Below are 23,125 nucleotides of genomic sequence, written 5' to 3'. Positions count from 1 at the left end.
GCGGCCCCTATCCGGGTCAGGACGCGATCCGCGGCCGCCCGGTGGCTGTCGCGACGACGATGGCTTCGACGAAACTGCGCTCGCCCTCGATTGTGGCAACCCTTATGTCCCGTGAGATCTCGATCCGAGCCTGATCGGTCCCGGCGCGCTCGGCGAGACCTGCCGCCAGAGCGCGAATGTGGGCTTCGGCGGCGGCCATTGCTTCGTCCTCGGTGTCAAAATCGTCCAGCCGCAGGCCGGAATTGAGACGGAAAAGCCCGATCTCCGGCTGGCTGACGCGGGCTTCCGCTGACATCCGTACCTGCCCGACCACCGCGCCTAGCGCATTGGCGACGTCGGCGTGTTCGGCGATCTTGCACGCATTGCCGAGGATCGGCGGCAGCCCCGCGTAGTGAAGCGATGCCGAAGCGCCGAGGCCGATCACCGGCCGGTCGAGTGCGATCGACAGCTGCGCCATGCCGCCTCGTCGGCCAACGGCACGCTGAACCAGCGGATTGGCAACAGAGACGCCGCCATCCAGCCCGTCCTCGGCAAAGACTGTTTCAAGAATGGCTTCTGCAGAACGCCGGGTGACGGCGATGAGGACCATCTCGGAAAATGCTTCCGCTCCTTTGGCGACACGATGCCCTTGGCCGTCGCGCTTGCGTGCGAACAATTCGGCGCCCAGTCGAGCCGCGACAGGATCCCAGTTGCCCTGCCGGCCGAGCACATGGGCCGCATCGGATGGCGTGAAGCCCGCAATATGCACCAGACCACGCGCGACCAGGCGATTGAGCGTTGCGACCTGTGATGTCGATACGAGCAGCCGATCGAGCGCGGCGGGAATTGCCGAAATGTGGGCATAGAGCCGCGCCTCGGTAACGGTCAGGCCCGCAGCCAGACGCTCGGGGACACCTGTGCACAACGCGAAGCGGCCGTCCAGCCGGCTGGTGTTGGGGCTGAGCAATTGCCGCTTGAGGCCATTATGGATGGCATCGCCGTGCTTCACCGCGGCGAGCGCCAGTGGCACGAGTCGACGGGGGCCGAGCACGATCGTCGAAGTCAGCGACCGCTCATGGAGCGAGACTTCCGAATCTCCCCCGAGGCCAAAGGTGCGCATGGCGACGGCTTCCACCATGGTTCGCATTCCGCCGACGGTAGCGCCTTCCGGGTCGAGCCGCAGGCGACCGCCGTCCAGAACGGCGATGTCGGTGGTGGTGCCGCCGATGTCGGACACCACTCCGTCATCAATACCGGTCATGTACCGGGCTCCAACCAGGCTGGCCGCTGGTCCTGACAGGATGGTCTCGATCGGCCGGGCGCGGGCGAATTCTGCGGTGATAAGCGCGCCGTCGCCGCGCACGACCATGAGCGGAGCGACGATCCCGCGTCTTGCCAGAAAGCCTTCGGTGGCGTCGACAAGACGATCAATCATCGAGATCAACCGGGCGTTGAGAAGCGTGGTCATCGCCCGTCGCGGGCCGCCGAGTTTAGACGACAGCTCATGCGAACAGGTCACCGGAAGCCCGGTACGCTCGCGAATGACGTCACGTACCGCGACCTCATGCTCGGGATTGCGAACCGCAAAATAGGAGGCCACGGCGATGCCTGAAACCGTGTCGGCGAGAGACGGCAGCGCGGCCACGAGAGCGTCCAGCACCAGCGGACGCGGATCGCCATGGACGTCATGTCCGCCCGGACAAAAGATCACGGGATCGGAGCCGAGAGCCTTTGACAATCCGTTCCGGTCAAGGTCGGCTTCGGCGAAACCGATCATCACCAGCGCGACCCGTCCGCCCTGCCCTTCGACGAGGGCGTTGGTCGCGAGCGTGGTCGACATGGAGACGAGCTTGATCGCGCCGGGTTCGATGGCAGCCTCGGATAAAACAGCGTCGACGGCACCGGCGATGCCCTCGGCAAGATCGTGCCGTGTGGTCAGCGATTTGGCCTTGGCCACGATGCCTGTAGATTCTGACCACAGCACGGCATCGGTATACGTGCCGCCGGTGTCGACGCCCAGATACAGGGGCGACGGCTGGTGGGTATATGCGTTCATCTTGATCAGTCGCCTAGCCCGGGTTCGGGTGAAAAATATTTCGCGAGCTTGTTTGCTTCGCCGTCGAACGCCTTGGCGTCGGCGGGTGGATCACGCTTGACCGCAATATTAGGCCACGCAGACGCATACTCGGCGTTCAGCGCGAGCCAATCGTCGAGACCAGGCACGGTATCGGGAAAAATGGCTTTCGCCGGGCATTCTGGCTCGCAGACGCCGCAGTCGATGCATTCATCGGGATGGATGACGAGCATGTTCTCGCCTTCATAGAAACAATCCACGGGACAGACTTCCACGCAGTCCATGTATTTGCATCTGATGCAATTGTCGGTGACCACGAACGTCATGAGGCGTTTCTCAGCCATGGCCGGTCAGGGCGACAGAACAATAACAGCTTCAGACTTTCGGCGACATGGGCGGCCTTCAGCCAACACAGTCCCGCAGTCTCCCTGTCCAGCAATTCGTCGCAACTTTCGCCAAACAAGGCGAGGCACCGGCCGAGCAGACCGATCTCCAACCCACCCATGTGCTTGCGGACCGCGACGAGACTTCCCTTGTAGAATCCGCTGGTCAGGATGACCGAGGACCAAAATTCGTACATCTTCGCCAGATGCGTTTCGCAATCACCGGCAACGACGCGCTCGAAAATCGGCCTGAGATCCGCGTCGGCGCGGATCTTGTCGTAGAAGGAGTCGACGAGTTGTCGAATCTGCTCGTCGGAAATCGGGGCTGTCTGTGTCAAGGGCATGCTCTGGTCCAGCGCTTATCCGGCCCTTCAGACCACACCGTAGGTCATATCGAGGGGAATGCGGTGATCATCGATAGCCCGCACGCCAGCGGTGTTTTCAGCCAGGATGAGCGTGGCTTTGCGCTCCTGCTCGGACAGGTAAGCTCCCGAGAACGTAACTACGCCGTTGGTCACGGTCACGTCCGACCTTCCGGTCGAGGGCCATGATTCGGATCGCAAGGCTTCAATAATCTCCAGCCTGATGCTGCTGTCGTCCTGCGACACCGGAGCGCGCCAACGTTTCCTGGCGACGACCAGCGCCCGCACCAGATCGGCACGACTGACGACCCCCACAATCTGTCCGTCGCGCAGCACCGGAACACGCTTGATCCGATTGTGTTCAAGCAGGGTTGCGATCTCGACGACTGGCGTGCTCTCGACCACAGTCGCAACCTCCTTTGTCATGACGTCGGTCACATGCTCGGAATGAGACTTGACATAGCCTTCCGCAAGGGCGGCGTTGTTGGCGAAAAGCCGAAGCCACCAGGAACGATGTTGCGGGGCTGTACCGATCTCTGCCCGGCGGATCAGGTCTCCTTCACTGACGATGCCCAGCAGCGCACCTCGATCAATCACCGGCACGGCGCTGATCCCGTACGACAGGAGAATATCGCCGACCTCATCCACCGTACTGTCAGGCCCTATCGCAATAACAGGTGACGTCATGACGTCCTTGGCGGTCAGCATTTCGTTCTCCTTGACCTGTCTGCGGGCGGCAGAACCGGCGGCAAGGTCGTTCCAGAGACTTGCCCGTTGCCAGCATGGAGGTGGATCGCGCGATAGAACTCCCTCGCATGGAAAGCATAGGCTTCCAGATTGGTCGGATCGCCAGCGAACAGCCCCATATCCTCGGCTTTCCGGAAGAACCAGTGAGCGGGCAAACCGGGTTCGAGCGCCTTCACGGCAACAGCCGCAAGCAATGGCAGGCCTTCGTCCGCATCGTCGTCCATCAGTTGTTCGAGCACATCCCGAATCACCCCTGTTGCGTCTGAACCAACTATGCTCTCGGCCAGTCTTGCATAGGTGATCGGCAGCCGGGTCTGTGCTTGCAGGAGCAGTTCCTCTCGGAGCCGTCTTTTGAGAGCACTGCCATCTACGAGAGCAATTGGAATGCGGCCATCTACATCGAGGCTGGCAGATACCATTTGCCCTACTACATGACACTGGATGTCCCTGCCGGAAAGTATTCTGCCGAAATCGTGTTCAAGCCTGTCCATTATTGTCATCGTCGAGCCCAGGTGCCCCTCGCGCGACAACGCCAAGAACTCCCGTGGCGTTTAGACCTGCTGGCTGGCACCGAATGTGTCAATTTCGTTACGCGCGAGCTTCACTCGTCCTTACCTACAAGACAAACGAAATTTATTGCCGCTTTAGCACAATTATTTTGCATCAGAATTTCGATTGCAGCGCGTGGCACAGCCCTTCCCTTTTCGGAATCGATATGCATCTCTGATGGGCCGAAGCCATCGCGCCCTCGATTGTCCCGGCTCTTAGCAAGCGGTGATTTCGGCCCCGAACGCGGTAACAGGAGATTATGATGATCACTGGTGCTCAATGCCGTGCCGCTCGCGCGCTGGTCGAATGGACCCGTGACAAGCTCTCAAGCAATTCAGGTGTGGATGCGTTGGTCATCGAGGAATTCGAGCGCCGGATCAACCTTCCCGACCAGGATATCTGCGACACGCTGCAAACCGCGCTTGAAAACGCCGGCGCCGTTTTCATCGCGGAAAACGGCGGCGGTGTCGGCGTTCGCCTGAAACTCAACCGCTCCGAAGTCAGACGAATTGGCGTCCTGGAAAATGAAGGCGGCATCGTCGGAACGGACGCCGTTCCATAGGTCTTCTGAGCCGATGGTTCCACGTTCACAGTCCGCTGCTGGGCAGTTCAGATCCCGCTTGGCTGCGCAGGCGCGAGGAAGGAAGCCCTTCATGACGGTTATCTGGGACGATCTCACCGAGGACGAGCAAACGGCGCTCAAACGAATGAACCGCGGACCCTACCCTTCTTTATCGAAAGCCTTGGCCGAACGCCTTGTCTTCCTCGGACTGGCGGAAGAAAGACCGGGCGGGACCGGGATAAACAGGGCCGGACGAGAACTGGTGATAGCCACCTTGCTTGGCGCCCGCCACGACTAGGCGTGCGTCAAACGGATTGGATAGCAACTGACGGCAGGGGCCGCTGACGGCATGCCGGAAGCAGCCGAACGCCACCTTTCTTGAGAGTCCGCACCGAGCGCTCCCATCCACATGGCGCTCGGATCCTTGATCGATGTCAGCGACCTCGCAAACTGCTTCTGCCTCCAACTGAGTGGTCATCGCGCGGCGCGGACAGGTGTTCTGGGAACCCGCCAATCAATGCCTTGCCCAATGTCACCGGAGAACCATAATGGGCGGAGCCAGGCAGTGGTTGTCTCCGAAGACTTTGGGCTCCAATAGATGACAGACGACACAGCGCTGATACTGATGATCGTCCTGCCTTTCGTAGGCAGCCTTGCCGCTCTCATGCTCCCGACAAAGGCTCGCAACGCCGCAGCTGTCCTCGCCGCCGCCGCGTCGTTTACCTGTCTGGGTTTGGCGGTCATGTTTTATCCCTCGGTACTCGGTCCAGGTGTGGTGCGTAGCGATATCGAATGGCTTCCGACGCTTGGCCTTGATTTCACTTTGCGAATGGATGGATTTGCCTGGCTGTTCGCCATGCTCATAAGCGGCATCGGCTTCCTCGTCGTCATTTATGCGCGCTACTACATGGCCCCGGAAGACCCGGTTCCGCGGTTCTTTTCGTTCTTTCTCGCGTTCATGGGATCGATGCTCGGGGTCGTCATTTCCGGAAACTTGATCCTGCTGGTCGTATTCTGGGAACTGACCAGCATCTTTTCCTTCCTGCTGATTGGCTATTGGCACCACAACGCCAGTGCCCGCGACGGCGCCCGCATGGCGCTGACGATTACCGGCATCGGCGGCATCGGTCTGTTGGCCGGCTTCCTGCTGATTGGCCATGCCGTTGGCAGCTACGACCTCGATCGTGTTTTGGCGTCGGGCGACCTTATCCGCTCCCACGATCTCTATGTGCCCATCCTGGTTCTTGTGCTGCTCGGGGGGTTCACCAAGAGCGCGCAGTTTCCGTTTCACTTCTGGCTGCCCAACGCCATGGCCGCACCGACCCCGGTCTCGGCCTACCTGCACTCAGCGACCATGGTGAAGGCCGGCGTGTTCCTGTTGGCGCGCCTGTGGCCGGTGCTTGCGGGGACATACGAATGGTTTTGGATCGTCGGCTTCGCCGGCATGATGTCTTTCGTTTTGGGAGCTTATTTTGCGATCTTCCAGCGGGACATTAAGGGTTTGCTCGCCTACTCGACCATCAGCCATCTCGGTCTGATTACACTTCTGCTCAGCCTCGGTAGCCCGCTGGGTGCCGTCGCTGCCATCTTCCACATGATGAACCACGCCACGTTCAAAGCCTCGTTGTTCATGGCCGCCGGTATCATCGACCATGAGACCGGAACGCGCGACATGCAGCGGCTGGGCGGGCTTTTCCGTGTCATGCCCTACACCGCGACGCTCGCCATGGTGGCAAGCGCGGCCATGGCTGGCGTCCCCCTCCTCAACGGATTTCTCTCCAAGGAAATGTTCTTCGCCGAGGCGATCGAAACGCACGCCGATTCCATTCTCGATACCGCCGCGCCCTATGCTGCCGTCCTGGGCAGCGCTTTCGCTGTTGCCTACTCGGCACGGTTCATCCACAACGTGTTTTTCCGACCGCTGCCGGCTGAGCTGCCTCGCGAACCTCACGAACCGCCGTTTTTCATGCGGTTTCCGATCCAACTTCTTGTGCTTGCCTGCCTCCTGGTTGGGACCGTTCCCGGCCTGACCATCGGTCCGTTCCTCCACACCGCCGTCACCTCCGTCCTGGGACCCGCGACGCCACAGTACAGTCTGGCTATCTGGCACGGGTTCACAATTCCTCTGTTCATGAGCGTGTTGGCGCTTGCCGGTGGCGCAATCCTTTATCTGCTGCTGAAGGACTATCTGGCGCGCTGCGAGGACGGCCCTCCCTACTTCCGCCGTCTCAGGGGCCAGCGCGTCTTCGAGCGCGTGTTGGTGGTGGTTTCGTGGAGAGGTGCCCGCTTCCTGGAAAGGTTTCTCGGAACGCGTCGGCTCCAGCCGCAACTTCGCTTGCTGGTCGTCGTGGCCTTCATCGCCGCCGCTTGGCCGCTCTACAGGCTAGGTTTCGATCCTGGTCGGCTGACAGTCCAAGGCGTCGACGTCACCTTCGCCGGCATCTGGGCAGTCGGCGTCGTGTGCGCCCTTGGCGCCGCGTGGCAAGCCAAGTTCCACCGGCTGTTCGCCCTTGTCCTGCTCGGCGGAGCCGGACTTGTCACCTGCACCACCTTCGTCTGGTTTTCGGCGCCGGACCTCGCGCTCACTCAACTGCTCGTGGAGGTGGTGACCACGGTTCTCATCCTTCTGGGATTGCGCTGGTTGCCCAAGCGATCGGCAGACGTCGCCCCCGGCCTGGCCACGACTGGCGCAAGACTACGTCGCTACCGCGATCTGGCCATTGCGGTGGTGTGCGGGACCGGCATGACCATTATCGCCTATGCGGTTATGACACGAACCCCGCCCGTCACAATCGCCGACTTCTTCCTGAAAAAGGCCTATTCGGAAGGAGGCGGCAAGAACGTCGTCAACGTCATCCTGGTGGACTTCCGGGGTTTCGACACGTTCGGCGAGATCACGGTTCTCGGCATCGTCGCGTTGACGGTGTTCGCCCTGCTTCGCCGGTTCCGGCCGGCGCCCGACAATGTCGAATCCCCTGAACAGCAACGCGTCCAGAGGGCATTCGACGAAGCCAGGCCCGACCGTGAGGCGGGCGATACGGTGAGCGACTATTTGCTGATCCCGGCGGTGATCATGCAATGGCTGTTCCCGGTCATCATCGTGTTCGCCGCCTATCTGTTCATGCGCGGCCACGATCTCCCCGGCGGCGGCTTTGTCGCCGGAATCGCATTGGCCGCCGCCTTCATCTTGCAATATCTGGCGGCGGGCACACGCTGGGTTGAAGACAGGTTGCGGGTCCTGCCGGTGAACTGGATCGGCTTCGGCCTTCTCCTGGCGGCCCTCGTCGGGGCGGCCTCCTGGCTGTTCGGATACCCTTTCCTGACCTCGTATTCCCGTTATGTCGAATTGCCACTGATCGGTTCGGTGCCGGCGGCTACCGCGACCCTTTTCGATCTCGGCGTCTTTTGCCTCGTTCTCGGTGCGACCGTGCTGATGCTGATCGCTCTCGCCCACCAGTCCATCCGCCGACTGCGCGCATACCGGATCGTGGCGCAAAGCAACGAGGAAATCGCGTAGTGGAGCTTATCCTTGCCATCGGGATCGGCGTACTGACGGGGGCCGGCGTTTGGCTGTTACTTCGGCCGCGGACCTTTCAGGTCATCATCGGCCTGTCGCTCATCGGCTATGGGGTTAATCTGTTCATCTTCTCGATGGGCAGACTCAGGGTGAATACGCCGCCCGTTCTCGAATCCGGCGCGGTGGTCAACCCAGCGGACTACGCCGACCCCATCCCGCAGGCGCTTGTTTTGACCGCCATCGTCATCGGCTTCGCGACAACGGCCCTGTTCCTCGTGGTGCTGCTCGTATCGCGTGGCCTGACGGGCAGCGACCATGTCGACGGCAGGGAGCCCAATTGATGGAAACGGCAGGTCATCTCATGATCATGCCGATCGTCCTGCCGCTCGCGGCAGGGGCCGTGCTGCTGCTGCTGGACGAGCGTCGCCATGTCGTCAAGGCAGTGATCAGCATCGTCTCGGTGCTTGCGCTGGTGGTCATCGCCATAGCTCTGCTTCGCTCGGTCGACAATGCCTTTGCTTCGTCAGCAACCACCGGCGTCTATCTGCTCGGCAATTGGCCGGCGCCGTTCGGCATCGTGCTCGTGCTCGACAGGTTGTCCGCCCTGATGCTGGTTCTCACCAGCGTACTGGCGCTCGCTTCCCTGGCCTTCTCGCTGGCGCGCTGGCACAAGGCAGGGCCGCATTTCCACACGCTCTTCCAGTTTCTGCTCATGGGGCTGAACGGGGCGTTCCTCACCGGCGACCTGTTCAACCTGTTCGTCTTCTTCGAGGTGCTTCTGGCTGCATCCTATGGTCTCGTTCTGCATGGCTCGGGACCGCTCCGCGTCAAGGCGGGCCTGCACTACATTGCAGTCAATCTCGCTGCTTCGTCGCTGTTTCTGATCGGGGTCAGCCTGATCTACGGCGTGACCGGCACACTGAACATGGCAGATCTTGCGCAGCGAATCCCGGCGGTGCCGGCGGCGGATCGAATGCTGCTCGAAGCAGGCGCCGCCGTCCTCGGCGTCGCCTTCCTGGTCAAGGCGGGGATGTGGCCGCTGAGCTTCTGGCTGCCCGGCGCTTATTCGGCGGCAGCGGCCCCGGTCGCCGCGATCTTCGTGATCATGACCAAGGTCGGCTTCTATATCCTGCTGAGGCTTTCCCTGTTGCTGTTTGGCGTGGACGCCGGCGCCACAGCGGGCTTTGGCGACTCGTGGCTGCTGTTCGGCGGCATGGCCACCATCGCCTTCGGCGCTATCGGCGTGTTGGCGTCGCAGGCAGTGGGCCGGCTCGCCGGCTTCAGCATCCTGGTCTCATCCGGCACACTGCTGGCCGCGATCGGGATGGCCGATGCGAGAGTCACTGCCGGAGCCCTCTTCTACATGGTCAGTTCAACACTGACGATCGGCGCGTTCTTTCTCTTGATCGAACTCGTCGAGCGGGTGCAGGACCCAGCCGCGCATGTTCTATCGGTGACCATGGAAGCCTATCGCGACGACATGGAGGAGCCGGTGCCAGAGCAGGAGGAAGTCGGCGTTGCCATCCCCGGCACGCTGGCCGTTCTCGGCATCTGTTTCGCGGCATGCGGCCTCTTGCTCGCGGGCCTGCCACCGCTTTCGGGATTTGTCGGAAAGTTCGCGCTGCTGACCGCGATGGTGCGCCCCGATCCTGTGGCGGGTGGCGGCCTAATCGCGGGCTCGACATGGATCCTGGTCGCGTTGCTGATCCTGTCCGGCCTCTGCGCCCTGATCGGCACGATGCGCGCTGGCATCCAGATTTTCTGGGCGCCGATCGAAGGCACCGTCCCCCGCGTGCTGCTCCTGGAGATCGCGCCAGTAGCCTTCCTCCTGACGCTCTGCCTGTTGATGACGGTCCAGGGTGGACCGATGATGCGCTACATGGATGCGACCGCCCAATCGCTGCATTCGCCCGCGGACTACTTGCGAGATGTTCTGTCCATCCAGCCGATACCAGGGCCCAACGCGCCGAGGGACAAATGATCGCCCTTCTGCCTTATCCGCTGCTGACAGCTTCGCTGCTCGCGATGTGGATACTGCTCAATGGGCTGTCCATCGGCCAGGTGTTTCTCGGCGGCGTCATCGCTCTCGCAGCGTCCTTGGCCATGGCAGCGCTTCAGCCCGCTAAACCAAAAATACGACGCTGGGACCTGATCCCGCAATTGGTCCTGGTCGTCCTGGCGGACATTCTTCGCTCCAACATCGCCGTGGCGGAGATCATCCTGCAAGGCGGGCGGCATACGCGAACATCCGGATTCGTGATGATCCCGCTCGAACTGCGCGACCGGACTGGGTTGGCCGTACTCGCCTGCATCATCACCAGCACGCCCGGCACCGCCTGGGTCGAATATCACGCCGGCAGCGGCAGGCTTCGGATCCATGTTCTCGACCTGATCGACCAGCAGGCGTGGATCGACCTGATCAAGCAGCGTTATGAACGACGGTTGATGGAGATTTTCGAATGAGCGGCGTCATAATCGCATGGTCCGTCACCACCGCTCAATTGCTTCTGGTCGCCGCCATGGCATGTGCTCTGCTGCGCCTCGTTCGGGGGCCGCGCGCGCAGGACCGGATCCTGAGCTTCGATGCGCTCTATGTCGGCGCCATGCTTCTCCTGCTGACTTTCGGCATCCGTGCCGGCAGCACGGTCTATTTCGAGGCTGCCCTGGTGATCGCGCTGCTTGGCTTTGTCTCGACCGTGGCGCTGGCGAAATTCCTTATGCGCGGCGAGGTAATAGAATGACCCCTGTCGCCGACCTGCCGGTCTGGGCTGCTCTGCTCACGGGGTTCTTCTTGATCCTGGGGTCGACGCTGACCCTGCTCGGGTCGGTCGGGCTCCTGAGGTTCAGAAGCTTTTACGAACGAATTCACGCCCCGACGCTAGGGACCACCTGGGGCACGGGCGGTGTTCTGATCGCCTCGATCATCTTTCATTCCGTGCTTCAGTCGAAACCTCTCCTGCACGAGATACTGATCGCACTGTTCGTGACTGTCACGACACCCGTCTCGCTTATGCTGCTGGCGCGCGCGTCGCTTTACCGAGACCGCAGCGAAGGCAACGATGGCGTCCCGCCATTCGAGATGGCCGCAGAATCCCAAGACGAACAACCACGATCATCTGGCGCGTAGGCCACGATCAACTTCGGATCGGCGGCACCGCGAAAACATCCACGTCGACCGATCGCAGAATGCTTTCTGTCACGCTGCCCAGAAGTACCTTGATGAGACCCGAACGGCCATGCGTTCCGATCACCAGAAGGTCGGGCGCCACCTCCTTGATCGCCTCCATGATTGCTTCGACGGGGCCTGCTTCCTTGATACGCAGCGACCAGTTGTCGACGCCAAAGTCGTTCGCCTCCAGAAACGCGACCAGTTCCCTACCCGCCTGCAAACGTTCTGCCGCCACGTAGCGCGCTATCTCGTCCTTGCCTATTCCAGCATTGGACATTTTTCCCTTGGCGAACGCATCGAAACCATGGACCAGCGAAAGACTGGCGTCGCCTATGAGCCCGGTTTCCCTCGCCGTCCTGATTGCGCGTGCGGACGGCTCCGACATATCCACGGCGGCCATCACCTTTTTGTATGAATGTTCCACCTCAGCATTCACCATGAGGACCGGGCATGGTCCGGTACGGATCACGCGTTCGATGGTCGTTCCGACAAAAATATCGCGGAGCAACTGCTTGCGGTGCGCGCCCATGACAATGAGATCCGCCGAGCTCGCTGCGGCCGCTTTCAGGATGCCGTCGAACGGGTCGCCGGCGACAACCGTGGACCTGCAGCGGAGCCCCTGCAGTTCGGGGATCGAGGCCATTTGTTCTTCAAGATATCGCTGTGCTTCGCGTCTTTCGAGCTCGAGTATATCTGCGGGCTGGTCGTCGTCGACGACATGGACAAGCGTGAGTTCGGCGCTGACGTCCCGAGCCACAAGGCCAGCTCGCCGCAATGCACGTAGCGAACGGGTGGAAAAATCTGTCGCGGCAAGGATTTTCATGGCAGCTCCTTGTTCCTCGTCCCTGAAATCATAACCGCCGGTCGTTGGGCGTACTTTGGCTAGTAATCTGGTTGACGATGCTATCGCGTATTCGGAGTGGCATCCTAGGCGGCGGCTCTACTGTGCTGCAAGGGCCGCCGGAAATGCTTGATCGGCTTCTCTTGCCGCTGAGTCTGACGTCGAGCGCCTTGACTTCGCAGATTGCTTCCCCAACTATAGGGTATGAGCACCGTCGCCAAAATCCGTCGCGATTTTCTTTTCCGGGTTTGCCCCATAGCGGGATCGTAACCCCCGGCTCGGCTGCCATGCGCGCCCCGAGCCGAGGGGTGAACATGTAAAAATTGAACATGTAACATTGGCGCAGGGTCGCATCAGTCCCTGCGGCATCGGCGCATTCAGCAACAAATTTCCGTCGCACTGACAACCGCTGACGATCCCTTGCCGGGCTCGGACGCGAGGCAGAAACATGAGTACTCAAATGCAAGACATCACGAAAAGCCGGCGCAAGCCGAACATCCGCATTTCGAAGTCGGACCACGCGCGTCTGTCGGCGCTCGCGAACACCGTTGCCGCCCGAAATCCGGAGGCGGCAGATGAGCTGTTCGCCGAACTCGAGCGCGCCCGCATCGTCGCTGATGGCTGGGTCTCCGCCGGCACCGTCCGGATGGGTTCGACCGTGACTTTCAAGCCCGATACCGGCGATCGGAAAACGGTGACGCTGGTTTTCCCTGGCGATGCGGACATCTCCGAAGGCAAGGTCTCAATCCTCACGCCGATTGGCACGGCCCTGGTCGGCCTCTCGGCTGGGCAGTCGATCATGTGGACCGCCCGAGACGGGCGTCGGCATGAACTGCTGGTGCTTGATGTGAGCCAGCCCGCTCCGGCAGGCGATGTGGCCGATCGGCGCGCGCCAGCGTCTTCGACAATCGCTGCGGGCGTCTAGACATGGGCGTTGGCATCCGTCTCCTCAATCACGCGGGCAGCCTCATCGCGGGAGTGTGACCCCTGCGCCGGCCTATCCTGGCCCGGCACAGCGGTAGCTTTCAAACCCGATCAATTGCCTGACGCCGGACCCCTTGCACAGGGCCGGCTGGAGACGTGCCATGCCCACTATCGATAGCTGCCAACTGACCACCAAGGACTACACCATTCTTGAGGTGATGCAGGAGCGCCGACCTGCCCTCGGCGATGCCTTGTCGGCGATCCTTCAACGGAAGATTTCGAGCGCAGTTGTGATGTTTCGGGAAGACATCCCCGGCAAACGTCGTGACGCTCAGCAGCCGCGTGGCTTATCGGGTAAACGACGGCCCTGCCGAAACCCGCATCGTCGCCCATGACCACATGCGCGGTCTGGTTGGCATGCTGTTGCCTATCACCAATCCGCGCGGCCTGGCGCTGCTCGGTCTGGCCGAGGGTCAGTCCATTTCCATTCCGACCTCGGACGCCAGCCTTGAAACGCTGACCGTACATGAAGTGGTTTATCAGCCAGAAGCCGCAAGGCGCGAGAGGCTGAAGCTGGCGGGCGTTGCCGAGCCGGGTTCGTGGCGACCGGACGGACCGGTTCTGCGCGTCGTCCATCGTTCCGATGAACCGCACGACGAAGCTCAGAGCAAAGTCGCGGCGGCATTCGATGCCGGGTTCGACGACCCGGGTCCATCGGCCGCCTGAGAACTCGACTGTCCCGAAGGCTGTGAAGGCGGGTGGACAAGCGTCCCGTCGGGCCTTGCCCTGTATCAATTGAGGCCAACAAAGTAGGGTCTGATTATGGATGATTACAACAACCAGAAGGGCGCCAAGCCTGAAGATGTGCGAGCCGCGTTGAGAGGCTGGGCATTCTTCGCCGTTCTAATGACCGGAATCTTTGGCCTGGCCTACGCTTTGATCGAAATGTAGATGAACCGGCGAAGCCGACCAGCTTGCCGTTGCAGTCTTTGCGGTCAAACGCGAACCATGGCTTCGCGCCGGGAGCGACGCTCAATTCACAACTTGCTTCAGGCCGCGCAGCGCCTCCTGTACGTCGGCTCGCGCCTCGCTTGCTTCCGAATAGACGGCATAGGCCGGATAGGTGAATTCCGGCGCGCCTTCTACTACCTCCAGTTGCCCGGCCTCGATATGGGGAGCTGCTGCGCCCCTGCGGAAATAACCCATTCCGCCGGCGCGCAAGATGTAGCTCAGCCCCAGCGGTCCCAGGCCGACCATCAATCCCGGCTCGCCGAAGGCAGAGGAACTGGCACCATGCTGGGCCGCAAACAGCGGCCCCAGTCGACATAGACATAGTCCTTGGAGCCGCCGGGTTCCCCGTCTCGGTCCATGGTCCGGACCAGAACGAGTTGCTCCTCAACGAGAAGCTCCACCCTGAATCCCGGCAACAACCTCGGCGCATAGAGCACCGCAATGTCAAGAACACCGGTCCTGAGTTGCTCGATCAGTTGGTCCGGTACGCCGACCTGGGCTTGGATGGCGATTTCCGGCCTGGCGTTCTTCATCCAGACCAGCCAGTCGAGCAGCAGCGGGTTCCACAAGCTGAGCTCTCCGCCAAGGGCGACGACGCTTGTCCGTCCCGATGGGATGGCGAGTTGGTGGCGGGCGCGCTCCCAGATTTGCACGAATGACTGGGCGAACCGCTCGAACTCCCGGCCCGCCGGCGTCAGTTGCGCGCCGTTGCGGTTACGGATGAAGAGCTGACGTCCGAGCTCCTCCTCCAGCGTGCGAATGCGTGCGCTTACGGTGGTCTGCGTGACATGAAGGCGATCCGCAGCCTTCAGGAAGCTGCCCGAATGGACGATTTCCAAAAACGTGCGAGCGCGGTCGATGTCCATTGGGGCTTCTCGGTTCAGTGCAATAATCTTGCACCAATACAGCATTTAATTCCGTTTGCCTTCCTGTTTTACACAGCGCAACCTTGATGAGGCCGAGCGGTTTCCGCTGCGACGGTTAATGGAGCGCGCAATGCCAGATCAGGAGGATGGTCCCTTGGAAACGCAAGAGTACGCCTCTCCGCCGTGCTACATGCACGAACTTGTTCCGGGATATGGCGCGGATTCGATCGCGCAGGACACTTGGTCGGATGTCTGTCGGTGGCGCAAGGCGGAACGCAAGCGCCTGATCGACGAGCGTCTAGCCGTAGACCCCGAGGAACGCCTCGCGAAGTCTTTGCGCATCGCTTCCGCTCTCGATCTGGCTGTCGGCCGGGTGAGCGGCCGCATCGTTAGTGGCTATTGGCCTTTTCGAGGGGAAACGGACCTTCGCAACTGGGCGATCCGGGTGATCGAGCGCGGCGGGCGGATCGCGCTGCCGGTCGTCATCAAAAAAGGCTGGCCGCTCGAGTTTCGTATTTGGGGACCGGGAGACCCACTGGAACGCGGAATGTGGAATATTCTTGTCCCGTCACACGGGCCTTCGGTCCAGCCGGATGTGGTCATCGCGCCCGTAAGTCGGTTTCGACCAGGCGAATTATCGCCTGGGCTATGGCGGCGGCTTCTTCGACCGGACCCTGGCCGCCGCGCCGAAGCGGCCTCTCGTCGTGGGCGTCGGTTACGCCAGCAGCAAAACCCAGACCATCTATCCGCAGCCACATGACATTCCGATGGATGTGATCGTCACGGATGAATGAATGAGCGCAGGCGAGGCTAATCCTTTTGTGACGGCGGATCGCAGATGCCGTCCATTGTTGAGGCCGTCTTGCCAGCCAGCAGTGAAAGCAGGAAGCACGTCATGTCCAATCCCGCCACAACCTTGGATGATCACAAGCCCCGGTTTCTCGTCAGGTGGCTGTTTTCGACCAACCACAAGGATATCGGGACGCTTTACCTGCTGTTCTCGATCATGGCAGGCGTCTTCGGTACCGCGCTTTCCGTGTTGATCCGCATGGAGTTGCAGGAACCGGGCCTGCAGATATTTGGCGATCCGGGTGTCTACAACGTCGTCGTCAGTTCCCATGGGCTGGTCATGATCTTTTTCGTCCTCATGCCGGCGCTGATCGGTGGCTTCGGTAACTGGATGGTGCCGATCATGATCGGCGCGCCCGACATGGCCTTTCCGCGCTTGAACAATATCTCGTTCTGGCTTCTGGTGATGTCGTTTATCCTCTTCATCACCTCAATGTTCGTTCCGGGAGCACCCGGCACGCTCGGTCACGGCGGCGGCTGGACGCTCTATCCGCCCTATTCGACGGACGGCCAGCCGGGTCCCGCCGTCGACCTGGTCATCCTGTCGATCCACCTTTCGGGCGCCTCCTCTATTCTCGGCGCGATCAACTTCATCACCACCATCTTCAACATGCGCGCACCGGGCATGACGATGCACAAGATGCCTCTGTTCGCCTGGTCGATGCTGGTCACCGCGTTCATGCTTCTCATGTCGCTGCCGGTGCTCGCCGGTGCCGTCACCATGCTTTTGACTGATCGCAATTTCGGGACGACTTTCTTCGCACCGTCCAGCGGCGGTGATCCGATCCTATACCAGCATCTGTTCTGGTTCTTCGGTCATCCCGAAGTCTACATCATGATCCTGCCTGGTTTCGGCATCATCAGCCATGTCATCTCGACCTTCGCCAAGAAGGCGATCTTCGGCTACATCGGGATGGCCTATGCGATGGTGGCAATCGGTGCGATCGGCTTTGTTGTCTGGGCACACCATATGTATACCACGGGCCTGTCCCTGGACACCCAGCGCTACTTCGCCTTCGCCTCGATGGTCATCGCCGTTCCAACTGGGGTGAAAGTGTTTTCGTGGCTGGCTACCATGTGGGGAGGATCAATCGAGTTCAAGACCCCCATGCTCTGGGCTCTCGGCTTCGTCCTGCTCTTCACCATCGGTGGTGTCACTGGCATCATGGTTGCCAACCCCGGTATCGACCGCGTCTATCACGACACTTACTTTGTGATCGCCCACTTCCACTATGTGCTGTCATTGGGCGCGGTCTTCGCCATCTTCGCCGGCTTCTACTACTGGTTCCCGAAGATGACTGGTTACATGTACAACGAAACGCTCGGCAAGTTGCATTTCTGGCTGATGTTCGTCGGCGTCAACCTCGTCTTCTTCCCGCAGCATTTTCTCGGCATGGCTGGCATGCCTCGACGTTATGCCGACTACCCCGACGCTTTCGCCGGCTGGAATTTCGTGTCGTCGATCGGTTCCTACATTTCTACGGCCGGACTTATCGTCTTCTTCATCGCGGTCGCGGAGGCCTTCGCCCGCAAGCGTCAAGCTGGCGCCAATCCATGGGGCGAAGGTGCGACCACGCTCGAATGGCTGCTGCCGTCGCCGCCGCCATTCCATCAATGGGAACGGCTGCCGCGCATTGTCTAAAAGTCACCTCCGGTTCTGAACCGGCGCCCGCTTCGACATTTTGTCGGGAGAACTTCATGAACGAGACCACAGACCCAAACAACCAGATACTGCTCATGGCGATCATCGCGTTTTATTGGGCGTTTCTAGGCAGTTGGAGCAAACGTCAGTCACGTCCGGGCGATGACAAGGCAAAACCGGACGATGCGCCGACTGAGCGTCTAGCCGGAAGTAACGAAATCACGTCTTCCGGCGACACGCCCTTGGAGGTTATCCGAAAGAGCGATCCGAGTTTTGACCCTGCCACGTTTCTGGCCGGCGCCAAGGCGGCTTATGAAGTTGTCCTGTTGGCCTATGCAAGTGCGGACATCCAGACATTGAAGCGCCTTGTCGGACCGGAAGTGCTCGACATCTTCGAACGGGCGATTGCCGGGCGCCGGGATCGGGCGGAGATGCTGCAACTCACCTTTATAGGCACGAACGACGCAAAGGTCGTCGACGCTCTTGAGGAGAATGGTACCGCTGAGATTGCCGTTCGCTTCGTTTCCGACGTGGTCAGCGTTACACGCTCGGCCAACAACGACATCGTTTCAGGAGATCCCCAGCAGATCATTGAAGTGATCGATACGTGGACGTTTGCCAGTGACATCCAGTCAAGGAAGCGAAATTGGATGCTGATCGCCACAGACGGCGGCTAGCTGCTTGCGTCATTCCGGTGACCGCTGAAGGGCGACGCTTGGACGCTTGTGTGTGGCTTTCATCGCGTGCGCCGTGATTAACCTAAGAGACCGGCGGTGATGACGTTTGAAACGCATCTGCGCTGCAGGTGCGGTGGAGACATGTTGATGGCTTCCCGGCTAGGTCGGGTCTTCGGTTTGGCGTCGGCGCCTTCGTTGTGAAACGACACTTATGATTTCAACGCAATTTTCTTGCATCTGTCTTAGTTTCGGCGGCAACGCCATGAGACTCTTTGCTGGCCTCGCTGGAACATTGCGACGAGCCCGGTATCGTGGCGAGATAGCCATCGTATTGCCCGTCGCTTGTCTTTTTTGATGGCGGCCGAAATTGGGCTGGAAACGCACTGCAGAGTTACACGCTGCTTCCACGTTTCCAAATTCGGGATCGCTCACACAGGTGACAATCGGCGCCAGCCAGTCTCCTGCCTGAGTAGCGCCGGACTGGGGTTCTTCACATCTCAGTCAAGACCCAGGCCACACCAAAGATGCATCAGAAAGGCAAAAAAGCCATCCCTTAGTGCATGGCGGACATCTCGAAAGCCCGGTCCATCGACCGCACTTTCGTACAAAATTGATCGGCAACCCGTCAACTGGTTGTCACCCTCGTCCAATCCGGGATCGGTACCGCGATGTGAACGATATCAAGCATCCTCATGTGCAAGACGGTGGGAAACCTAAAAAAGCATCGCCATTCAAGACAGAGTGCAATCCAGCCATGGCAGGGGCCACCACGGCTTCATCTGCGTTGGCAGACTGAACGGCGTAAGCGGGATATGAGAACTGCGGCGTTTCGGGCACGAGGTGAAGCCGTCCGGCCTCGATATGAGGCTGTACCGCGCTCATCCTGAAATAGCCGGATCCACCAACCGAAAGAATATAGCTGAGCGCAAGCGGGCCGAGATCCATAAAAAGGTCCGGCGCGACGTCAGGGAAATTCATGCCATGATGAAACGTAAAATCTGGCCCCCAGTCTATGTGCGCGTAGTCTATGCTGCCCGCCAGGCGTGCTTCCAGATCGGTTGTCACGAGCACGAGTTTTTCTTCCATGAGCAGATCGATCTTCAGGCCGGGCCGATGCTGGGGCGCATACATGATTGCCACGTCGACGAGCCCGGATGCGACTTGATCGATTAGGTCCTGCGGCACATCGACGTGCACATGAAGCGCGATATCCGGAAGGGATTGACGCATCCATCGAACCCAGTCGAGCAGAAGGGGCTCGGCGATGCTGATTTCGCTACCAACAGTCAGAACAGCACGACTGCCGGGTGGAACAGCAACCTGATGAAGGGTGCGCTGCCACAACTGAACGAACATCGGAGCGTGGCGCAGGAACTGCTCGCCGGCGGGAGTGAGCGAAGCGCCGCCTTTGTGGCGGACGAAAAGTTGGCGACCTAGTTGTTGCTCAAGGCTTCGAATTCGCGCGCTCACGGTTGTCTGGGCGACATTCAACCGTTCGGAGGCCCGGATGAAGCTTCCGCTGGAAACAATCTCAAGAAAAGAACGAGCAAGCTCGACGTCCATGAAAAAACATAACATAAAAACTGCATTTAAATGACAGTGAAATTGCGCTCTGAAGTGCCCCCATTTTATCGCGGCCATTCGATCAAGCCGTATCGAGTCCAATAGCAACAACGATTCGGATCTATCATAAAATCTGTATTCATTTGCCGATTAAATTCGTTTGCTACGCGGCATACGCCAGCAATACGCTCCGAGAAATCCACCAAGCTTAGCGCTGGATGCTGCGCAGCGCCGGTTGGAGCGGAGCGCAAGGCTCTCTCCACCTACCCATCGTTTTGCCTGCAGCGTCACAGGAGGAATCATGTCGAGGGAAGAAAAGAGCAAAGGCGATGTGGGGCGGCGTGATTTTCTGAAGCTGTTCGGCGCGGCTGGAGCTGCCGGAGCGGCGGCGAGCACCCTGCCGCTTGGGGCATCCGCTTCGGCGGACGAAGTCATGGCTGCGACCGCTGACACAAGACATCATCACGTTGCCGTCGCCACCGAACCTCAGGCTGGAGGCATTGGCTACGAATTCTTCAACATCGATGAGTCCGCTTTCATCGAGGCGGCTGTCGATACGCTCATTCCAAGCGACTCAACAGGCCCTGGCGCCAAGGAACTCGGCGTCGCGATCTATATCGACCGGCAGATGGCCGGCGGATACGGCAAGGGCGACCGCCTGTATCTGGAAGGGCCATTTGGCGAGGGTACGCCCGAGCAGGGCTATCAATTGCCGATGACGCCATCGGAACTGATCCGTGCTGGGATCGCCGACGTCAGCGCTTACGTACAGAAAAACCACAAGAGCACCTTCGACGGCCTTTCGGCAAAGGATCGTGCCGCGGTGATGACCGAACTCGACGGCAAGAAGGTCGAGCTTCCGACGGTGCCGACCGCGACCTTCTTCGGGCTTCTGCTCCAACTCACGGTCGAGGGCTATCTGGCCGACCCGATGTATGGCGGAAACAAGGACAGGGCGGCCTGGAAGATGATCGGTTTCCCAGGCGCCGACGCCATGTATATGGACAAGATCGAACCATTTCGGAACAAGCTCTATACGGCTGAACCGAAGGGCATCCAGGATCTCGTTTAATCGGCGAAAGAACAAGGAGACTATAACATGGCCACCAAATTGAACGCGATTGATGTCCTGATTGTCGGCCTGGGCTGGACGGGCGGCATCATTGCCAAGGAACTTGCTTCGACCAAGCTGAAAATCGTCGCCCTTGAGCGGGGAGGCCCGCGTGACACCAATCCGGACTTCATCGACCCACAGATCCATGACGAACTGCGCTACGCCGCCCGCCACGATCTCATGCAGAACGTCCGGCGGGAAACCATCACGTTCCGCAACAGTGAATCGCAAACGGCGCTGCCGATGCGGCAACTCGGCTCGTTCCTGCCTGGCCAGGGCGTTGGCGGCGCCGGCGTGCACTGGAACGGTGTCACCTGGCGCTGGCTCGAATGGGACCATCAGGCGCGCACCCGGACGGTCGACAAATACGGCGACAAGATCATCCCTTCGGATATGCACCTGCAGGACTGGCCGATCACCTATGACGATCTCGAGCCCTATTACGACAGGTTCGAAAAGACCTGCGGCACCTCCGGCAAGGCCGGCAACATCAACGGCCGAAAGATCGATGGTGGCAACATCTTCGAAGGATCGCGAAAGGAGGAATACCCCAACCCGCCGATGATCGCCGCGCAGAGCATGGTGATGTTCGAGAAGGCGGCCCGTAATCTCGGGTATCACCCGTTCCCCAATCCGTCGTCAAACGCGTCGCGCGATTACGTCAATCCCGATGGCGTGGCCTTCGGCCAATGTCACTATTGCGGCTTCTGCGAGCGTTTCGGCTGCGAGGCCAATGCTAAGGCTAGCCCGCATTTCACCGTCATTCCGCTGGCGCTGAAGAACCCGAATTTCGAGCTGCGCACCAACTCGATCGTGCTGAAGGTCAATCTCGACTCGACCCGCAAGAAAGCGGTCAGCGTCACCTATCTCGACGCACGCGGGCGGGAGTTCGAACAGCCTGCCGACCTCATCATCCTGTCAGCCTATGCGCTCGGCAATGTCAACCTGCTGCTGCAATCGGGCATCGGCGTGCCTTATGACCCGGCCACGGGCAAGGGCGTGGTCGGCCGCAACTATGCTTATCAGTGCGGTGGCGGGGCTACCGCCTTCTTCGACAAGGAAACCATCCTCAATCGCTTCATGGGCGCCGGCGCGCTCGGCACCTGCATGGATGATTTCAACGGCGACAACTACGATTTCGTGAAGGCCGGCTATATCGGCGGCGGCGGCATCAGCTGCAGCAACTCGGGCGCCCGGCCGATCCAGTCGCATCCAACACCCCACGGCACGCCGCGTTGGGGCTCCGACTGGAAAAAGGCAGTGGTCGACAATTATGACCACGCGGCCAGTGTCGGAAACCAGGGCGCGGTGATGGCCTACCGGCAGAACTATCTCAGCCTCGACCCGACCTTCACCGATGTGTTCGGGCGTCCATTGATGAGGATGACGTTCGACTTCCAGGACAACGAGGTCAAGCAGATGAACGGCCAGGCCGACATCTGCGTGAAGATCGCCAAGGAGATGGGTGCGACTAAGGTTGATCGGAGCATCCCTCCCGTGCCCTATTCGATCGTGCCTTATCAAAGCACGCACAACACGGGCGGGGCAGTGTTTGGAGCCGACCCGAGCACCAGCGTCCTGAACAAATACCTTCAGGTCTGGGATGTCCCGAACGTGTTCGTGACCGGCGCTTGCGTGTTTCCCCAGAACGCCGGGAAGAACCCGACCGGACCCGTAGGCGCTCTTGCCTACTGGGCGGTGGACGCGATCAAGAACCAGTATTTGAAGAATCCCGGCGCACTGGTTCCCTCCTGAGGCAACGCCTGCCGGATCCGCGGTTCGGATCCGGCAGGCAGGGTTTGAACCCCATATCGCCAGGGCCGGGTCGGCCGGGACCAGCCCGCAACAAACGCGTTGAAAGAAGCAAACATGAAATCGACTTTGCTTGGATTGACAACCGCAATTCTCACTACAGTCGGGTCGGCCCATGCGCTGGAGGCATCCCCCGGCAACGCCGAAGCCGGCGCAGCCGTCTTCAAGAGGTGCATGGCCTGCCACTCGGTCGGCCCAGACGCAAAGAACGGAGTAGGTCCGGTTTTGAATGGCATCGTCGGCCGAGCGGCCGGCGTGTATCCGGGCTACAATTATTCCGCGGCGAACAAGAATTCCGGTCTGACCTGGGATGAACCGACCCTGACGATCTATCTGCACGCGCCGCGCAAACTGGTCCCCGGCACAAAGATGACATTTGCCGGTCTCAGCAAGGACCAGGACATCGCCGACGTGATCGCCTACCTGAAACAGTTCAACGCCCAAGGACAGAAGTCGATCCTTGAGTGAGGGGCAACCGTCCGGA

At 60.3% G+C, this 23,125-nt stretch carries 25 protein-coding genes and 1 pseudogene; 16 read left to right on the top strand and 10 right to left on the bottom strand.

Annotated features, from left to right (window positions below; translation table 11 throughout):
* Positions 1–16: 16 nt before the first annotated feature.
* The 6 genes from EN990_RS08790 to EN990_RS35765 all read right to left on the bottom strand — a co-directional run bounded on the left by EN990_RS08790 (position 17) and on the right by EN990_RS35765 (position 4,749).
* On the bottom strand, positions 17–2,035 hold the full coding sequence (locus tag EN990_RS08790; protein ID WP_127367946.1) for a hydantoinase/oxoprolinase family protein: 2,019 nt from the start codon (positions 2,033–2,035) through the stop codon (positions 17–19).
* Positions 2,036–2,040: 5 nt separating this feature from the next.
* Complete coding sequence (gene fdxA, locus EN990_RS08785) at positions 2,041–2,379, bottom strand: ferredoxin FdxA (RefSeq protein ID WP_127367945.1); 339 nt, start codon at positions 2,377–2,379, stop codon at positions 2,041–2,043.
* The gene (locus EN990_RS08780; RefSeq protein ID WP_245321852.1) at positions 2,376–2,774 is read right to left on the bottom strand and encodes a group III truncated hemoglobin; all 399 of its coding nucleotides are present in this window, start codon (positions 2,772–2,774) and stop codon (positions 2,376–2,378) included. Before EN990_RS08780 ends, fdxA begins: the two co-directional genes overlap by 4 nt.
* 33 nt (positions 2,775–2,807) lie before the next feature.
* A complete protein-coding gene (locus EN990_RS08775) occupies positions 2,808–3,506 on the bottom strand; it encodes a CBS domain-containing protein (protein WP_127367944.1) in 699 nt (232 codons plus the stop codon).
* Positions 3,500–4,036, bottom strand: a complete 537-nt coding sequence (locus EN990_RS08770) for a hypothetical protein (RefSeq protein WP_127367943.1) — start codon at positions 4,034–4,036, stop codon at positions 3,500–3,502. The genes EN990_RS08775 and EN990_RS08770 overlap by 7 nt, the downstream gene beginning before the upstream one ends.
* Before the next feature lie 392 nt (positions 4,037–4,428).
* The gene (locus EN990_RS35765; protein WP_206519123.1) at positions 4,429–4,749 is read right to left on the bottom strand and encodes a hypothetical protein; all 321 of its coding nucleotides are present in this window, start codon (positions 4,747–4,749) and stop codon (positions 4,429–4,431) included.
* On the opposite strand from EN990_RS35765, the gene EN990_RS08760 reads away from it, so the two are divergent.
* The 7 genes from EN990_RS08760 (at position 4,748) to mnhG (ending at position 11,300) form a co-directional block, all read left to right on the top strand.
* Positions 4,748–4,954, top strand: coding sequence for a hypothetical protein (locus EN990_RS08760; protein WP_127367941.1), 207 nt, complete (start codon positions 4,748–4,750; stop codon positions 4,952–4,954). The two genes, EN990_RS35765 and EN990_RS08760, sit on opposite strands and share 2 nt — an antisense overlap.
* A 300-nt stretch (positions 4,955–5,254) precedes the next feature.
* Complete coding sequence (locus EN990_RS08755) at positions 5,255–8,173, top strand: monovalent cation/H+ antiporter subunit A (RefSeq protein ID WP_127388284.1); 2,919 nt, start codon at positions 5,255–5,257, stop codon at positions 8,171–8,173.
* Complete coding sequence (locus tag EN990_RS08750) at positions 8,173–8,514, top strand: Na+/H+ antiporter subunit C (protein WP_127367939.1); 342 nt, start codon at positions 8,173–8,175, stop codon at positions 8,512–8,514. The genes EN990_RS08755 and EN990_RS08750 overlap by 1 nt, the downstream gene beginning before the upstream one ends.
* A complete protein-coding gene (locus EN990_RS08745) occupies positions 8,514–10,154 on the top strand; it encodes a monovalent cation/H+ antiporter subunit D (protein WP_127367938.1) in 1,641 nt (546 codons plus the stop codon). The genes EN990_RS08750 and EN990_RS08745 overlap by 1 nt, the downstream gene beginning before the upstream one ends.
* Positions 10,151–10,636 carry a Na+/H+ antiporter subunit E gene (locus tag EN990_RS08740; RefSeq protein ID WP_127367937.1) on the top strand — a complete coding sequence of 162 codons (486 nt, stop codon included), beginning with the start codon at positions 10,151–10,153 and terminating at the stop codon, positions 10,634–10,636. The genes EN990_RS08745 and EN990_RS08740 overlap by 4 nt, the downstream gene beginning before the upstream one ends.
* Positions 10,633–10,914, top strand: a complete 282-nt coding sequence (locus EN990_RS08735; RefSeq protein WP_064994275.1) for a K+/H+ antiporter subunit F — start codon at positions 10,633–10,635, stop codon at positions 10,912–10,914. Before EN990_RS08740 ends, EN990_RS08735 begins: the two co-directional genes overlap by 4 nt.
* The gene (gene mnhG / locus EN990_RS08730) at positions 10,911–11,300 is read left to right on the top strand and encodes a monovalent cation/H(+) antiporter subunit G (protein ID WP_127367936.1); all 390 of its coding nucleotides are present in this window, start codon (positions 10,911–10,913) and stop codon (positions 11,298–11,300) included. The genes EN990_RS08735 and mnhG overlap by 4 nt, the downstream gene beginning before the upstream one ends.
* 7 nt (positions 11,301–11,307) lie before the next feature.
* On the opposite strand, the gene EN990_RS08725 is transcribed toward mnhG, so the two are convergent.
* Entirely contained in the window at positions 11,308–12,165 is an 858-nt protein-coding gene (locus EN990_RS08725; RefSeq protein ID WP_127367935.1) for a universal stress protein, read from the bottom strand.
* Between the two features lie 478 nt (positions 12,166–12,643).
* On the opposite strand from EN990_RS08725, the gene rnk reads away from it, so the two are divergent.
* From rnk to EN990_RS36625, 3 genes are all read left to right on the top strand, one after another.
* The gene (gene rnk, locus EN990_RS08720; protein ID WP_064994272.1) at positions 12,644–13,108 is read left to right on the top strand and encodes a nucleoside diphosphate kinase regulator; all 465 of its coding nucleotides are present in this window, start codon (positions 12,644–12,646) and stop codon (positions 13,106–13,108) included.
* Positions 13,109–13,431: 323 nt separating this feature from the next.
* Positions 13,432–13,833: a nucleoside-diphosphate kinase gene (locus EN990_RS08715; RefSeq protein WP_127367934.1), complete on the top strand. Its 402-nt coding sequence runs from the start codon at positions 13,432–13,434 to the stop codon at positions 13,831–13,833.
* Positions 13,834–13,929: 96 nt separating this feature from the next.
* Complete coding sequence (locus EN990_RS36625; RefSeq protein ID WP_263499052.1) at positions 13,930–14,058, top strand: hypothetical protein; 129 nt, start codon at positions 13,930–13,932, stop codon at positions 14,056–14,058.
* Between the two features lie 81 nt (positions 14,059–14,139).
* On the opposite strand, the gene EN990_RS36055 is transcribed toward EN990_RS36625, so the two are convergent.
* Both EN990_RS36055 and EN990_RS08710 read right to left on the bottom strand, forming a co-directional pair.
* Positions 14,140–14,367 (bottom strand): hypothetical protein, encoded by a 228-nt coding sequence (locus EN990_RS36055; protein ID WP_245460869.1) that lies wholly within the window; start codon positions 14,365–14,367, stop codon positions 14,140–14,142.
* A complete protein-coding gene (locus EN990_RS08710) occupies positions 14,364–14,984 on the bottom strand; it encodes a LysR family transcriptional regulator (RefSeq protein ID WP_245460868.1) in 621 nt (206 codons plus the stop codon). Before EN990_RS08710 ends, EN990_RS36055 begins: the two co-directional genes overlap by 4 nt.
* A gap of 190 nt (positions 14,985–15,174) precedes the next feature.
* Between EN990_RS08710 and EN990_RS08705 the strand changes: the two are divergent.
* The 3 genes and pseudogenes from EN990_RS08705 to EN990_RS08695 all read left to right on the top strand — a co-directional run bounded on the left by EN990_RS08705 (position 15,175) and on the right by EN990_RS08695 (position 18,152).
* Positions 15,175–15,778: pseudogene (locus EN990_RS08705) on the top strand (5-formyltetrahydrofolate cyclo-ligase).
* A gap of 101 nt (positions 15,779–15,879) precedes the next feature.
* A complete protein-coding gene (gene ctaD / locus EN990_RS08700) occupies positions 15,880–17,475 on the top strand; it encodes a cytochrome c oxidase subunit I (RefSeq protein WP_127388283.1) in 1,596 nt (531 codons plus the stop codon).
* A gap of 56 nt (positions 17,476–17,531) precedes the next feature.
* Positions 17,532–18,152, top strand: coding sequence for a Tim44/TimA family putative adaptor protein (locus tag EN990_RS08695; RefSeq protein WP_164754921.1), 621 nt, complete (start codon positions 17,532–17,534; stop codon positions 18,150–18,152).
* A gap of 690 nt (positions 18,153–18,842) precedes the next feature.
* Here EN990_RS08695 and EN990_RS08690 read toward each other — a convergent pair.
* Positions 18,843–19,793 (bottom strand): LysR family transcriptional regulator, encoded by a 951-nt coding sequence (locus EN990_RS08690; protein ID WP_224674321.1) that lies wholly within the window; start codon positions 19,791–19,793, stop codon positions 18,843–18,845.
* 223 nt (positions 19,794–20,016) lie between these two features.
* Between EN990_RS08690 and EN990_RS08685 the strand changes: the two genes are divergently transcribed.
* The 3 genes from EN990_RS08685 to EN990_RS08675 all read left to right on the top strand — a co-directional run bounded on the left by EN990_RS08685 (position 20,017) and on the right by EN990_RS08675 (position 23,109).
* Complete coding sequence (locus tag EN990_RS08685; protein WP_127366336.1) at positions 20,017–20,787, top strand: gluconate 2-dehydrogenase subunit 3 family protein; 771 nt, start codon at positions 20,017–20,019, stop codon at positions 20,785–20,787.
* A 27-nt stretch (positions 20,788–20,814) separates the two neighbouring features.
* The gene (locus EN990_RS08680) at positions 20,815–22,584 is read left to right on the top strand and encodes a GMC family oxidoreductase (RefSeq protein WP_127369253.1); all 1,770 of its coding nucleotides are present in this window, start codon (positions 20,815–20,817) and stop codon (positions 22,582–22,584) included.
* Positions 22,585–22,683: 99 nt separating this feature from the next.
* A complete protein-coding gene (locus tag EN990_RS08675; protein ID WP_224674324.1) occupies positions 22,684–23,109 on the top strand; it encodes a cytochrome c family protein in 426 nt (141 codons plus the stop codon).
* The last annotated feature ends 16 nt before the right edge of the window (positions 23,110–23,125 follow it).

Source organism: Mesorhizobium sp. M7A.F.Ca.US.005.03.1.1, assembly GCF_003997975.1.
Lineage (GTDB): Bacteria > Pseudomonadota > Alphaproteobacteria > Rhizobiales > Rhizobiaceae > Mesorhizobium > Mesorhizobium ciceri.
The sequence above is the reverse complement of the archived record's forward strand: the minus strand, read 5'-3'. Positions and strand labels throughout refer to the sequence as shown.